The organism is Streptomyces sp. NPDC053427 (assembly GCF_044544985.1).
Classification (GTDB): Bacteria; Actinomycetota; Actinomycetes; order Streptomycetales; family Streptomycetaceae; genus Streptomyces.
On the sequence record NZ_JBITYA010000003.1, the window covers coordinates 476931 to 489700 of the forward strand.

Annotated in this window: 15 protein-coding genes and 2 pseudogenes; 13 read left to right on the forward strand and 4 right to left on the reverse strand. The window is 68.8% G+C overall.

What is annotated here, in order from left to right:
• Positions 1-318 precede the first annotated feature (318 nt).
• Entirely contained in the window at positions 319-540 is a 222-nt protein-coding gene (locus tag ACIGWZ_RS10225) for a hypothetical protein (protein ID WP_400062763.1), read from the reverse strand.
• Between the two features lie 56 nt (positions 541-596).
• On the opposite strand from ACIGWZ_RS10225, the gene ACIGWZ_RS10230 reads away from it, so the two are divergent.
• The 9 genes and pseudogenes from ACIGWZ_RS10230 to ACIGWZ_RS10270 all read left to right on the forward strand — a co-directional run.
• The gene (locus ACIGWZ_RS10230) at positions 597-809 is read left to right on the forward strand and encodes a hypothetical protein (protein ID WP_400062765.1); all 213 of its coding nucleotides are present in this window, start codon (positions 597-599) and stop codon (positions 807-809) included.
• 637 nt (positions 810-1446) lie between these two features.
• Entirely contained in the window at positions 1447-1590 is a 144-nt protein-coding gene (locus ACIGWZ_RS10235) for a hypothetical protein (protein WP_400062767.1), read from the forward strand.
• A 267-nt stretch (positions 1591-1857) separates the two neighbouring features.
• Positions 1858-2229 carry a VOC family protein gene (locus tag ACIGWZ_RS10240; RefSeq protein ID WP_400062768.1) on the forward strand — a complete coding sequence of 124 codons (372 nt, stop codon included), beginning with the start codon at positions 1858-1860 and terminating at the stop codon, positions 2227-2229.
• Positions 2230-2838: 609 nt separating this feature from the next.
• Entirely contained in the window at positions 2839-2994 is a 156-nt protein-coding gene (locus ACIGWZ_RS10245; RefSeq protein ID WP_400062770.1) for a DUF6131 family protein, read from the forward strand.
• A 351-nt stretch (positions 2995-3345) separates the two neighbouring features.
• Entirely contained in the window at positions 3346-3801 is a 456-nt protein-coding gene (locus ACIGWZ_RS10250; protein ID WP_400062772.1) for an SRPBCC family protein, read from the forward strand.
• Positions 3802-3871: 70 nt separating this feature from the next.
• A pseudogene (locus ACIGWZ_RS10255) lies at positions 3872-5494 on the forward strand (phytoene desaturase family protein).
• Between the two features lie 277 nt (positions 5495-5771).
• Positions 5772-5939: a hypothetical protein gene (locus ACIGWZ_RS10260; protein WP_400062774.1), complete on the forward strand. Its 168-nt coding sequence runs from the start codon at positions 5772-5774 to the stop codon at positions 5937-5939.
• 272 nt (positions 5940-6211) lie between these two features.
• Positions 6212-6760 carry a restriction endonuclease gene (locus ACIGWZ_RS10265; protein WP_400062775.1) on the forward strand — a complete coding sequence of 183 codons (549 nt, stop codon included), beginning with the start codon at positions 6212-6214 and terminating at the stop codon, positions 6758-6760.
• Positions 6750-6890, forward strand: a pseudogene (locus ACIGWZ_RS10270) (flavin reductase family protein); the annotation flags it as partial. The gene ACIGWZ_RS10265 and the pseudogene ACIGWZ_RS10270, both read left to right, overlap by 11 nt.
• A gap of 51 nt (positions 6891-6941) precedes the next feature.
• Here the strand turns inward: ACIGWZ_RS10270 and ACIGWZ_RS10275 are convergent.
• From ACIGWZ_RS10275 to ACIGWZ_RS10285, 3 genes are all read right to left on the reverse strand, one after another.
• The gene (locus ACIGWZ_RS10275) at positions 6942-7127 is read right to left on the reverse strand and encodes a hypothetical protein (RefSeq protein ID WP_400062778.1); all 186 of its coding nucleotides are present in this window, start codon (positions 7125-7127) and stop codon (positions 6942-6944) included.
• A gap of 108 nt (positions 7128-7235) precedes the next feature.
• A complete protein-coding gene (locus ACIGWZ_RS10280; protein ID WP_400062780.1) occupies positions 7236-8411 on the reverse strand; it encodes an acyl-CoA dehydrogenase family protein in 1176 nt (391 codons plus the stop codon).
• Between the two features lie 60 nt (positions 8412-8471).
• Positions 8472-8666, reverse strand: coding sequence for a hypothetical protein (locus ACIGWZ_RS10285; protein ID WP_400062783.1), 195 nt, complete (start codon positions 8664-8666; stop codon positions 8472-8474).
• A gap of 352 nt (positions 8667-9018) precedes the next feature.
• On the opposite strand from ACIGWZ_RS10285, the gene ACIGWZ_RS10290 reads away from it, so the two are divergent.
• From ACIGWZ_RS10290 to ACIGWZ_RS10305, 4 genes are all read left to right on the forward strand, one after another.
• Positions 9019-9234, forward strand: coding sequence for a hypothetical protein (locus tag ACIGWZ_RS10290; protein ID WP_400062785.1), 216 nt, complete (start codon positions 9019-9021; stop codon positions 9232-9234).
• 1084 nt (positions 9235-10318) lie between these two features.
• A complete protein-coding gene (locus ACIGWZ_RS10295) occupies positions 10319-11491 on the forward strand; it encodes a type III PLP-dependent enzyme (protein WP_400063272.1) in 1173 nt (390 codons plus the stop codon).
• The gene (locus ACIGWZ_RS10300) at positions 11488-12045 is read left to right on the forward strand and encodes a GNAT family N-acetyltransferase (protein ID WP_400062787.1); all 558 of its coding nucleotides are present in this window, start codon (positions 11488-11490) and stop codon (positions 12043-12045) included. The genes ACIGWZ_RS10295 and ACIGWZ_RS10300 overlap by 4 nt, the downstream gene beginning before the upstream one ends.
• 551 nt (positions 12046-12596) lie before the next feature.
• Positions 12597-12737 carry a hypothetical protein gene (locus tag ACIGWZ_RS10305; protein WP_400062789.1) on the forward strand — a complete coding sequence of 47 codons (141 nt, stop codon included), beginning with the start codon at positions 12597-12599 and terminating at the stop codon, positions 12735-12737.
• Positions 12738-12770: the final 33 nt, after the last annotated feature.

Here is a 12770-nt window from a genome sequence, read left to right on the forward strand (position 1 = left end):
ATCAGGAAGCAGCGGCGAGCGTCCGAGGCCCCCCTCACCGCCTGCCTGCCACTCGGGACGGCTCGCACCTGGGCTGCGGGCCGACTGCTGCTCGGTGGCCCGGTGTCGAGGAATTGCGCCTCCGTCGCAGCGCAGGGCTATTGTCTTCTGGCTTCTTGATCCCCTTCCGGACAGCCTGCTCGGTGAAGCCCGAAGCCAGCGATGCGTCGGCCTGACCCGGCACGGCCCCGCGCCCAGTAAAGAGGTGTGATACCGGCATGGGTCGTTGATCGAGCAGTCGGAATTCTGGGGTGTGCGGCCATTGATGGGCGCACGATGTCACGGCGCGTGGCTGCGTCCGTCCCGAGGGGCGAAGGCTTCGAGAGCGTCTGCGTCGGTTGCTCGCATGTGGAGGAAGTAGTCGGCCCACTCGGCGATTTCAGGGTAAGAGGAGTCCTGGGTGACCTGGGTGATGGCTGCCTCGATGTCGAAGGCTGTGGAGCGTAGTTCGACGCCGGGGCCCAGGAGCGCCCAGTGGGCGCCGGCCCGTCCGTGGGGCATGGGCCGGTCAGCTGTCCATCATCGCCTTCGACCGTGAGTACCCCGCCTGGCAGGGCATGGGCGGGACCACCGACTTTGCGCCGGTCCTGGCCGTTTCCAGCGGCCTCCTGTACGCCGGAGTACGCGGCCTGGGCCACAAGATCTACTACAGGACCTTCAACGGCCGTACCTGGACGGGGTTCGAGATACCCGCCACCAACGCCCTCACCCGCTACCAGTTCGCCATGGCTGCACAGAGCGAGAAGCTGCACTTCGCCTACGCCTCCTGACACCCGCTGCTTCGCTCCGCGGGCGCGCTTCAGCGCGCCCGCGGTCCGGCCGAACTCTCTTGCTCCCGCGTATCCACCAGGTCGCCACCCTGCGCATCACCGCCCACAGCCCCACCTGCTGTGCTTGCTGGAACTCACGGGAGGTGCGCGACGCGGCGCTCGCGCTGCCCCCAGATCAAGGCCCACGCTCCGCCCTGCCGCGCCATCTTCACCGTGTACGAGATGAAGCGTCGCGGTCGCGACTCACCACCCACGGCCTGGTCCTGGAGATGCTCGCCGGACCCTGCCCGGCATGTAGGACCCGTACGGGCAGGCGCGGCGGCCGGCCCCCAGGTCATCACCGAGGGCAGGCTGCCCACCGTGCTCCGGCGCCGGGCGAGCGGCGCGTCCGGCGAGCAGATCCAGTCCCACCTGATCATCCCCACCGGCAGGCGAGAGGGACACAGTCTCTCCGTGGCCAGCATCTACCGAGCTCGCCGAAGACGAGAAGGCCCAGGGAAGAGAGTCTGGAGCGGCTGCGCGCGCAGTTGCGGGGCGCTCCGGAGCCGAAGAACTCTCAGGGGCCTACGCCGTCGCCGCCGGCCATGCACCTGTCCTGTCCGTCCTCAACGGCCTCGTCCAGTGCTCCGTCCTCGGCATGAACAACAAGATCTGGACCAGGACCCTCAACGGCATCACCTGGGGCGTCTGGACCCAGGTGCCCGGCGACGAGAAAATCGTCTCGCCGCCGGCCGTCGTCACCTACCGCAACACCCAGTACATGTCCTACATCACCATCTGAGCCGCCCCCGCACACCGCCGCCCCGGCCCGACCCGTGACCGCCACCGGGCCGGGCCAGCCTTCGTGCCGTCGGGGCGAGGAACCAGAGAGCCACTCACAGCGGCGGCCGCCGTGCGTGTCCTGTCCCAGATAACCGTTGGCATGGTGCGGCCCTGACCTGCTGTGCTTACGGTTGAGCGGAACGAACGCGCCCTCCCCGTCCCGCTCAACCGTAGGCAGCCGCCTCTATGGCGTGCCCGGAAGTGCACTGATCGGCTCGGAGGTCTCATGTCCCTGCAGATGGAACTGGTCGCGATAACGGTCGATTGCCCTGATCCGCTGGCTCTCGCGGCGTTCTATCAGCAGGCCACCGGCTTTGAACCCCACCCGAAGTCGGACGCCGACTTCGCCGGTCTCAACCGTGAGGACGGCCTCTTCATCGGCTTCCAGCGGGTCGAGGGCTATCGGGCTCCGAGTTGGCCTGACCAGATCGTTCCCCAGCAGCTTCATGTCTGCTTCAAGGTCGTGGAGAGCCTGGACGAGGCCGAGGCCCGGCTGCTGGAGCTGGGTGCGGGCAAGCCGGATCACCAGCCGCATGGGGACAAGGCGAGGGTCCTCACCGACCCTGCTGGGCATCCCTTCTGCATCGTCACGCGCTGATTGGCGTTCTCGCGAAGTCGCCAGTTTCACACCCCAGTAAGAGTCAAGCATCGAACGACAGCCGTGGACGTCGAGGTTCGCGCCCGGTGTCCCAGAGTGGCCTTGAGGCAGCGGAACAGCAGGAGAACGCCTCCCCTCGACGTGATCGGTCCAACGCCGACGGATATCGTCACAAGCGCCACCTGTTCGGACACCGACCTGCTCACCGGTAGCCCGTGACCCGGTCGAGCTCCGGCGGGGCAGATCGTGAGCCGCTCGTCGGCGCGGCGGAAGTCGTCGTCCAGGGTGAGTCCGGCGCGTGCGGCAAGCTGCTGGGCGAGATGGCGCAGGTGAGATCCGCGCATGAAGAAGCGACAAGCCGCTGAGGCTGCCCAGGCAGATGGCTATCGAGTCGCCCCGAGTGTCCTGAGCGGAATCGCAGTCCTGCTGCGACGGCTGCCCCATCAGGTCTGGCCGGTGACAGCCACCGGGGCAAGAGCCATCGGGTGTTTCGGGATCTGGATCGCGACACAGTCACGGCCCGAGGGGCCGGAGAATTGCGCCGCTTGCCGTTCCTATGCGCGGGGACCACAGTGGAAGGGAAGGGCCGTATGAGAAGGGAGCGGGATCGTGATCGTTCTCGGGATCATTCTCCTCGTCGTAGGTTTCGTGGTCGGCATCGCCATCCTGTGGACCATCGGAGCGGTCCTTGTCGTACTCGGACTGATTTTCTGGATTCTCGGCACGATGGGGCACGCGGTCTTCGGGCGAAAGCATTACTGGTAGGAGCACGTTCCTGCTCGGCGCCGACCGTCTCCCAACGCGGGGCGAGGTGCCGCGCGACGGCCGCAGAAGGAGCAATCTCAAGGGGAACAGACCTCAGGTCGGCCCAGGTTGCCCGGTAACTGCGAGCGGAGGACTCGACGTCGACCCAGGTCGGATGCCGGTCCGGTGCCGGCAGTCGTTTCGTTGGGTGCCGCGTAGATGTTCGCCTCCACATCGGCGTCTTAGCGGCACAGGGGCCATTGGCGGGTGGATCGCCGACGGGCCGGCCTCAGCCAACGTGGCGGACGTCGCTTTGGCCTGATATTGGACCGCTGGCGACCAGCTCCACCGAGATGTCGGAGGACGAAGCGCATGGCTGTGAGGCATCAGCTGATCGAGAGGGCCCCGGAGGCGGTCTGGGCGGTCCTCGCCGACGGCGCCCGCTACGGGGACTGGGTCGTCGGCACGGAAGAATCACGGCCCGACCAGGGCATGTGGCCTGAGGTGGGCTCCACCATCGCTTACACCGTCCGGGTGGGGCCGTGGACGTTGCAAGGTCACACCACCGTCCGCCGTTGCGTCCCGCCCCGTGAGCTGGAACTGGAAGTGGACAGTGGCTCGCTGGGCACCGCCCGGATCGCCATCAATGTCCGATCGTGGGGAGAGAACAGTCTCGTGATCGTCGATGAGCACCCCCTGACCGGGCTCGCCGGAGTGCTGCACAATGCGGCCCTGGACGCCTTCCTCCAGCTGCGCCACCGCAGCATGCTGAGTCGGCTCGCCGCGGTGATCGAGGACGCTCCGCGGGACCTCAGCGACATGCATTGAGCGTGTAGGGCCGGCTCGCGACGGCACTCTCCGGCAAGGGCCGGCGCTGCCATGTGAACAGGAGACAGTGATGCCTGACGCGGTGGTGATCGGCGCCGGCCCCAATGGACTGGTTGCTGCGAACTTGCTGGCGGACGGCGGGTGGACGGTCGAAGTTCTGGAGGCTCAGCCGGAGCCGGGCGGGGCGGTTCGCAGCGATCGCGGAGTTCACCCCGACTACGTCAGCGATCTGTGCAGCTCCTTCTATCCGCTGGCCGCCGCATCGCCGGTGCTGAGCGCGCTCCGCCTGGAGGAGGAGGGCCTGCGTTGGAGCCACGCGCCACGGGTCCTGGCTCACCCGTTGCTGGACGGTCGGTGCGCGCTCCTGGAACGGCAGGAGGAGGACACCGCACGCGGCCTGGACGGCTTTGCTGCTGGCGACGGTGCGGCCTGGCATGATCTGTGTGCGGTCTGGGACCGCGTGGGGCACGACCTCATCGGTGCCCTGTTCACTCCCTTCCCACCGGTGCGCGCCGGGGCCCGGCTCCTTGCTCGGCTGAGGGGAGCTGGCGGACTGCGCCTGGCACGCACCATGCTCCTGCCTGTACGACGTCTGGGCGAGGAGGAGTTCCGGGGGAAGGGGGCCGGTTGCTGCTCGCAGGCAACGCCCTGCATGCCGACCTCGCCCCGGAGGCCGCGGGTAGCGGCGGCTTCGGCTGGCTGATGTCCATGCTCGGCCAGTCCTACGGCTTTCCCTTGCCGGTCGGCGGCGCCGGCGCACTCACCGATGCCCTGGTACGGCGGCTGGAGCGCCGCGGTGGTGTGATGCGATGCAACGAACCCGTCGTCGAGATCGTGGTGCGTGCCGGCCGTGCCACGGGGGGTGCGTACGGCCAGCGGCGAGGCGGTGCCGGCGGGCCGGGCCGTGCTGGCCGACGTCTCGGTGCCGGCCCTGTACGGCGACTTGCTCGATGCGCGGCATGTTCCTGGCCGGGTCCGCGCGGACCTGTGCCGCTTCCAGTGGGACTTCGCCACCTTCAAGGTCGACTGGGCCTTGAACGGCAAAGTGCCCTGGACCGCTGAGGACGCTGCCACGTCGGGGACTGTGCACGTGGCCGAGGGGGTCGACGGCCTGACCCGGTTCGCGGCACAGCTCTTCATGGGGCAGGTTCCGGACCGGCCATTTGCCCTGTTCGGGCAGATGACCACCGCGGATGCCTCGCGCTCGCCGGTCGGCACGGAGTCTGCCTGGGCCTACACCCATGTACCGCACCGGGTCCGCGGCGACGCGGGCGACGACGGCCTGACGGGGGAGTGGGACGAGCGCGAGCAGGAGGCCATGGCCGACCGACTGGAGAGCCAGGTGGAGCGCTACGCTCCGGGGTTCCGTTCCCGGATCCGTGCCCGCCGGATTCTCGCGCCGCCCACGCTGGAGGCCATGAACGCCAACCTGCACGGTGGGGCGATCAACGGCGGCACCGCCGCCATCCACCAGCAGCTCGTCTTCCGTCCGCTCCCCGGCACCGGACGCCCCGAGACCCCGGTCAAGGGGCTGTACCTGGCCTCGGCCGGGGCTCACCCGGGCGGCGGTGTGCACGGGGCGCCAGGCGCCAACGCCGCCCACGCGGCGCTGCGCACCTGGTCGGCGAGCGGATTGCTCAGCCATACCCAGCGCGCCCTCGCCCGCCGGGGCATTCGCGCTGACCGTTCATGACCCGGCGCAGTGCGAGCCTGCAGGTCCGTTCGGATGTCGCTCGCAGCGAAGGAGATGGAGCGTCAGGTACTTGAGCAACCCGGGCGGGGCCGAGCGGACATGTGCTGCTCACCTCAGGCACTGCGTTCGGCATCGGCATCCCGGATACAAGATTTACGCAGGCCGGGCCAAGCAGCGGACTCGCACGCTCCGAGGTTCTACGGGGGAAGGCAGCTTGATGCGGCACACGGCGGTCATGAATGATCTCGAACTGGCTCAGTCCGAGAGGGGCCGCCACATGACCGATTCCCGGCGTCGTCCGCGACGCGAAACGCGGCACCCCTCTTTCAGCCTCCGGCAGACCGTCCTGTTCTTCGGACTCGTCGCCATCGCTCTGTGTGCCGCGGGGCTCGCCCTGAAGCTGTTGGTGGATCTGCTGACGGTCGGGCTGTTGCGTTCGCGGTGATCGCCGTCGTGGTCGTGGCTGTGTTGAGCAGCCGAAGGCGGCATCGAATCGCAAGTCGCATCGCCGAGGGCGTCATCGACGCCAAGCACAGTAGCGCCGAGCAAGGTACGGAGGTCATGGGGGAGGCACTGGTCGCTGCGGAGGACGAGGCAGCGGATTGCTCGCGTCGTCTGCCCGGCGCGGGCCCGCCTCCGGAACCCTTCGAGGCGGCTGACTTACGGGGCCATGTATCCGGACAGCTTCGAGTCGGCGGCGCTCTGTGAGCGTGACGTTTGCCGAGACGTAGAGGTCGTGGGAGGGCGGGAGACCTCGGTGCCGATGTCGTCGCCCTGGCGCCCGAGGGGCGCCGCGTCGTACTCCAGTGCAAGCGCTACGGTCCGGCGATCAAGGTCCATTCCCAGGACGTCCAGCGGTTCGGTGGCACCTGCTTCGAGTCACGAGGCCCAGGTGGCGGCCGTCGTGACCACCGGAGAGTTCACCGGGCGGCTGCCGAATACGCCGAGCAGTGCGGGATCCGATGCGTGGCACCCGGTCTGATCGCCTGGACCGACGGTGTGGGGCCGGCTCCGTGGGAGGAGGCCGAGGGCGCCCACGAGCCGGAAGGCATGGAATTACCTGGCCCCCGCGGGCGTGCGCGGGGACGTCGAAGTCTTCCCAGACTGCTGTGGCTGTGGCTGGGGCGGTGGACACGGTGTCGGCTCCTGGTGCTCGTCGGCTCCGATACCGGGCACTTTCCGTCGAACTCAGGGGGCTGGCGGTGCCGTGGATCCGCTGTAAGTTCCGCGGCCGCCTGTGCGGATACTGATCACCATGCGCATTGACTTTGATGCCGCTGAGATGTCCCGCAACGAGTTCTACAAGCTCCTGACCGCGGTGGTCGTGCCGCGACCCATTGCCGGGGTGTCGACCATTTCCGCCGACGGGACGGCGAACCTGGCCCCTGCGAAGTTCTGAGGAAAGTGGTATCGGCCGGGCCGACATTAGTCCAGGTGAGAGGGGCCATCAATGGCTGGCGTTGGCGTTGAAGTGCGAGCGCTGGTCTTGTTTGGTGTGGTCTCTGCATCGGTCGTGAGGCGGCGGACCGCGAAGGTCCCTTGCGTCGCGGACGGCCGGTGTCGTCTGCTTTTCCTGCTCGTCGCCGTCGGCGAGCTGTCTTTCTCGGCGAGCCACTGACAGCAGATTCTTCATCTGCTGGTGGTACAGACTCGCTACCCTGTTGACCAGCGCAAACAGTGGATGTTGAGGCCCGGGATGCGGTGTTGGCCCGCGTATGGCCCGGATCTTGGTGCGGAGCTGTCAAGCCCAGGGTGCCAGGGTGAGGTCACCACTGTTGGACTTGGCGAGCGACCGCCCGATGACCATGCGCTGAATCTGGTTCGTGCCTTCGAAGATCTGAGTCACCTTGGCCTCACGCATGTACCGCTCGACCGGGAACTCGCGCGTGTATCCGACCCCGCCGAGCACCTGCACCGCATCGGTGGTGACACGCATCGCGTTGTCGGTCGCGACGAGCTTCGCGACCGACGCCTCACGGCTGAACGGCAGTCCCGCGTCCTTCAACCGGGCGGCATGGAGGGTCGCGGCGCGCGCTGAAAAGACTGCGGCCTCCATGTCGGCGAGCAGGAACGCGATTCCCTGGTGGTCGATGATGCGTGATCCGAACGTCTCCCGATCGCGTGCATAGGCGATCGCGTGGTCGAGAGCGCCTTGGGCGAGACCGACCGCGACGGCCGCGATACCGAGACGGCCGGAATCCAGGCTCGCGAGAGCGATCCGCAGACCGCCGCCCTCAGCACCGATACGCCGCTCGACGGGAACGCGGACATCCCGGAGCACCATGGTCGCCGTCGTGGACCCGTGCAGGCCCATCTTCCGTTCCGGCGCATCAGCCGTGAGGCCCTCGGTGTCAGCCGGGATCATGAAGCACGAGATACCCGTGCGATCGTCCGAGGTGCGGGCCATGACCTTGTAGTAGTCCGCGTGGCCGCCATGGGTCGTCCAGGCTTTCGCGCCGTTCAGGACGTAGTGATCGCCGTCCCGACGGGCCCGGGTCTGCATCGCGGCCGGATCCGAGCCGGCGTGCGGCTCCGAGAGGCAGTAGGCACCCAGCAGTTCGCCGCCGAGCATCGCGGGCAGCCATTCCTGCTTCTGCTCCTCGGTCCCCATGGTCGCCAGGCCGAAGCACGACAGCACGTGCACGGAGACACCTACACCGACCGAGGCCCACACGGACGCGATCTCTTCGACAACCTGCAGATACACCTCGTAGGACAGACCGCTGCCACCGTACGCCTCGGAGTACGGCAAACCGAGCACGCCGACGCGTCCGAGGAGCCTGAAGACGTCGCGCGGGAACGCCTCGTTCTCCTCGTCGGCATCCACCCGCGACGCGAGTTCATCGGCCGCCAGCTTCCGGACCAGCCTGATGAGGTCAAGGGACTCCTCGTTCGGTAACAGACGACGCGCGCTCATGGCACCTTCCAACTGTCGGGGACATCGAAACGGTGGTGGTGGGGTGTCGATTTCGGTCGGTCAGGAGCGGAACACCGTGGCGATCACACCAGCAGACCGGTCGAGCCGGACTCGGCCGAGGGCCACTCGCACGACGCAGTCCTCCGGTACCTCCTGGGTGCAGGCAGTCATCACAAGGTCGGACAGATGTGCGAGCATCTCCTCCATCCGGGTACGGCTTGCGGCGAAGGCACCGGCGGGGACGCGCTCGGACACCTAAGGTGCCACCAGGTCGCCTGACTTGCGCGGTCAGGCGGATCAACCCGGCCAACGGGGGAGGACCTTCCTCTTGCTGCACGTTCGCCGCGTCCGCGCCACGGGCCAGGGTGAACAACCCGCTCGGAGCCGCTCTGCCTTGCTGCTACAGGCCGCCTCCCGTTCCCGCAGCACCTCATCACAGCTCATCCGGCCCACCTCTCACGCCAGCTGATCACCCACCTATCGCAACGAGAAGGGCATCACACCGGACACGGGTGACCCCGCCAACCTCACTCAACGAGAAACGCACCCGATGTGAAGAACGTCCCGGTCCGTCCGGCAGCTGCGGGATCTCACCCGCACCTGGACCGTGTCCGTCCAGGAACGCACCCGGCACAAGCGCCGGGTGGACACGTTCTCCCCCCGGACGCTGGCGGATCTCGCGCGGGCCGGCCCGGCCGTGAAGAAGCCGGCGCTGATCGAGGCCCCGAGCGGGCGGTTCGACGAGTACCACGGCCGCCTGCTGCACGCCGTGCTGGACAGCATCGACCACCTCACCGTGCAAATCCGTGAGCTCGACCGCTGATTGCCCTGGCCCTGGCCCCTGGAAGAGATCGCCGCCCCGTCCGACGATACGGGAACCAGCCCGCCTGACGTGGAGGATGCCGTGCCGGGCGCTACGGGGTGTGCGGCCGGGAAAGGCACGTTCTGTACGTACTCCGCGGTGCCGACGGCGAGGCGCTCTTCGAGAGCGTTCGGTGGTACCTGATCGTCAAGACCGTGGAGGCTCACACCGACGCCGTTTGGGTGGTCCTGTACGTCGAGCGGTGGCTCAAGGCGGGCTGCAACTGCCCGGCGGCACCTTGCAGGAGCCCGCTGTCTTGCTGGTGCCGGCTGCACCCCGTCAGTGAGCGGCAGGCCAGGCAGGGGTCGGCCGCGCTGGGCGACAGGGTGGAGAGGCCGGGCTGCGGCTGCATCCCGACAAGGCCGAGATCGTGTACTGCCAGGGCGAGAAGCGGCGCGGCTCATTCGGGCACACGTTCTTCACCAGCTGCATCGCCGGATCGACCTCACCTTGGCGGGGCTCGCCCGCTGGATCAACCCGCTCATGGCGGGCTGGATGCATACCACGGCCGGTTTGACCGGGCGGCGCCGTATCCGCTCCTGGCACACATCAAACGCCTACCTGGTGCGATGGGTCCGCGAGAACCACAGACGACTGGCGGGCTGCCAACGGCACTCCAGAGCGTGAGGGTCTGTCCGGGCGGGGCGAGACGGGGTTCGGCGTGGAGCACGCCGAGCAGGGTCGCGCTCGTCGGCCTTCACTCCGGTCGGCGCGATGCGGCGGGCAGGCCGTGCAGGGTGCACAGCAGGTGCGGGAGCAAGGCCCAGAAGTGCATAGAGTGTGGCGTGGAGGGAGTCCAGGTCAGGCGTCACAGCCGACCTTTGGACTCCCTCGCTTCATCTCATGCGTGCCAGCAAGCCCTTGGCATCATTCATCCAGTCGGACCGGGAGTTCACACGTGAGGCTTCAGACCACTGACGCGCGCCAGATCGCCGAACCGCGTCGGACGGCCGACCATGGCAGAACCGGCCACCGCGCCCCGACCGCGCCGGCCACTGTCCACGCATCCACCGCGCCCCTCCCCGACCAGCACGACCACCCCGCCCTGCGCGCCGCGCTCGCCGCCGCCATCGAGGACACCATCATCTACGACCTGGACGGCATCGGCCGCCAGTACGCCGCCCTGTGCACCGAACTGCCCGGCGTCGCCGTCCGGTTCGCGATGAAGGCCTGCCCGGTGGACGAGGTGCTCGGCCACCTCGCCCGGCTCGGCTCCGGCTTCGACGCGGCGAGCCCGCAGGAGATCGCCCAGGCGCTGCGCACCGGGGTGGCCCCCGGGCTGATCCACTACGGCAACACCATCAAGTCCGACCGCAACATCGCCGAGGCCTACCGGCTGGGTGTGCGCGACTTCGCCACCGACTGCCTGGAGGACGTCGTCGCGATCGCCGAACACGCCCCCGACTCCAGGGTGTTCTGCCGGATCGCGACCACCGGCGAGGGCGCGCTCTGGGGCCTCAGCCGCAAGTTCGGCTGCTCGCCCGAGGACGCCCCGCGGGTGCTCGGCGCCGCCCGCACCGCCGGACTGGTGCCCTCCGGCCTGTCCGTGCACGTCGGCTCCCAGCAGATGACCGCCGAGGCCTGGGTCGCGGCGATCGACTCGCTGGCCGCTGTCCTGGAGGCGCTCAGCCGACTCGGCATCACCCCGGACCGGATCAACCTCGGCGGCGGACTGCCCGCCCTCGGCGTCCTCGACCGGCGCGGCCGGCCGCTGGAACCGCCGCTGGACAAGATGTTCGTGGTGATCCGCGAGGGCATGGAACGGCTGCGCGCCGTCAACGCCGCCCCGCTGGACTTCCTGCTGGAGCCCGGCCGTCACCTGGTCGCCGACCACGGCGCGATCCGCGCCCACGTGGCGCGGCTCACCTCCCGACAGCGGCGTGACGGCACCCGTGAAGACTGGCTCTACCTGAGCTGCGGCAGGTTCAACGGCCTGTACGAGATTGACCAGTTGCAGTACCGCCTGGAGTTCCCCACTCACCCCGGCGGGCAGTTCGTCAACGCCGTGGTGGCCGGCCCTACCTGCGACAGCGACGACGCGTACGCCCAGGGTGACAGCCTGGTACGGGTCCCGCGCGCGATCTCCTCCGGCGACCCGGTGTGGGTCCACTCCTGCGGCGCGTACGCCGCCGCCTACACCACTCGCAGCTTCAACGGCTTCGCGCCGCTGCCGTACACCTGCGTCGGTGGCCCGGCTCTGGACGGAGGCGGGGCATGACCGACACCCGGATCCGGCTGCTTCAGGAGGAGGACTGGGACGAGGTGGTCGCACTGGAGGAACGCGCCTACGCCGCGAGCGGCCTGTCCGAGGGGCGGGAGGCGCTGCGCTCCCGGCAGCGCGCCTCGCCCTCGACCTGCTTCGTGCTGGAGCACACGGGTGGCTTCGGAGGCTACCTGCTCGCATTGCCGTACCCGCTGTTCCGCTGCCCGGACCTGAGCCTGGCCGAGGAAGGCGCGGCACGGGAGAGCAACGGGGGGAGCAATCTGCACACCCACGACCTGGCGATCGCCGAGCGGGCGCGCGGCCGCGGCCTGGCTCGCCGGATGCAGCGGCATCTGGAGAAGACCGGGCGGGCGGCCCGCTACCGGACCCTCTCGCTGGTCGCCGTCCGCGGCTCCGAGATGCTGTGGTCCCGGCTGGGCTACCGGGCCCGGCCCGAGATCGGGCTGCCCGCGAGCTACGGCGCCGAGGCGGTCTACATGGCGAAGCCGCTGGAACCCGCAGTTACCGATCCGACTCTCGGGTCCTCACCCAGAGCCGAAGCGGGCTGAAGCGGATGTCCCCCGTGCCCGACGAGTTCCGCCGCTCTCAACTGGCCATCACGACGTGGTCAGACGTCTCACCGGCCCTCCTTCCCACGGAGACGGGCAACCGTTGATTGTTGGACGACTGTTCGCTGCTCGTGATCGACCCACCCGCCCGCTCCTCCTGCTACTCGTCTTCAGCGACGCCACCTGCCGGCCGACGCCACCGCGACCATCGCCGAAGCCCTCGGCGCCGGCTGGCTGAGGGCGACCCTTGGCAGTCCCACCGAGCATACGAGTTGTCGAGCACTGACAAGCGGGACTCGACGCCGGCCGCGCTCGACGAGCGTCCGCACACCGAGGTGATCAGCAGCCGCCTCGGGCAGGCCCGTGGCGAGGGCCGCATGAAGTGAATGTCGCCATGTGGGACGACCGCCGCCCACGCGGTCCGGAGCGGAGGTGCTGGGAGTGGTGGGTGCGGGGCTGTCGCCGTAGATTGTCGGGGGTGTTGCCATGCGCCGGCCGCACGAGGCCGCCACCCTCCACTGCCATGCCACCGAGGCCGCTCCTGGCGCCTCATGCCCGACGGCAACGGCGCCTGGCCCGCTCCGCTCACCTTGGACGACGCCATGCCCGCGGCCGCTTCGGCGACGGGCACGGCCGAGGAACTGCTCCTCACCTTCTGGGGGCCGCATCCTGCCGAGCTCCGTGAAGCCTGACACCGACCAGCAGGTTTTCGACCGGCTCATCGT

Bases quoted from the DNA above. Each gene is read 5' to 3' on its own strand.
- ACIGWZ_RS10225 (WP_400062763.1), bottom strand. From the start codon at position 540: ATGCCCCACGGACGGGCCGGCGCCCACTGGGCGCTCCTGGGCCCCGGC.
- ACIGWZ_RS10230 (WP_400062765.1), top strand. From the start codon at position 597: ATGGGCGGGACCACCGACTTTGCGCCGGTCCTGGCCGTTTCCAGCGGC.
- ACIGWZ_RS10235 (WP_400062767.1), top strand. From the start codon at position 1,447: ATGAACAACAAGATCTGGACCAGGACCCTCAACGGCATCACCTGGGGC.
- ACIGWZ_RS10240 (WP_400062768.1), top strand. From the start codon at position 1,858: ATGTCCCTGCAGATGGAACTGGTCGCGATAACGGTCGATTGCCCTGAT.
- ACIGWZ_RS10250 (WP_400062772.1), top strand. From the start codon at position 3,346: ATGGCTGTGAGGCATCAGCTGATCGAGAGGGCCCCGGAGGCGGTCTGG.
- ACIGWZ_RS10260 (WP_400062774.1), top strand. From the start codon at position 5,772: ATGACCGATTCCCGGCGTCGTCCGCGACGCGAAACGCGGCACCCCTCT.
- ACIGWZ_RS10275 (WP_400062778.1), bottom strand. From the start codon at position 7,127: ATGAAGAATCTGCTGTCAGTGGCTCGCCGAGAAAGACAGCTCGCCGAC.
- ACIGWZ_RS10280 (WP_400062780.1), bottom strand. From the start codon at position 8,411: ATGAGCGCGCGTCGTCTGTTACCGAACGAGGAGTCCCTTGACCTCATC.
- ACIGWZ_RS10300 (WP_400062787.1), top strand. From the start codon at position 11,488: ATGACCGACACCCGGATCCGGCTGCTTCAGGAGGAGGACTGGGACGAG.
- ACIGWZ_RS10305 (WP_400062789.1), top strand. From the start codon at position 12,597: ATGCCCGACGGCAACGGCGCCTGGCCCGCTCCGCTCACCTTGGACGAC.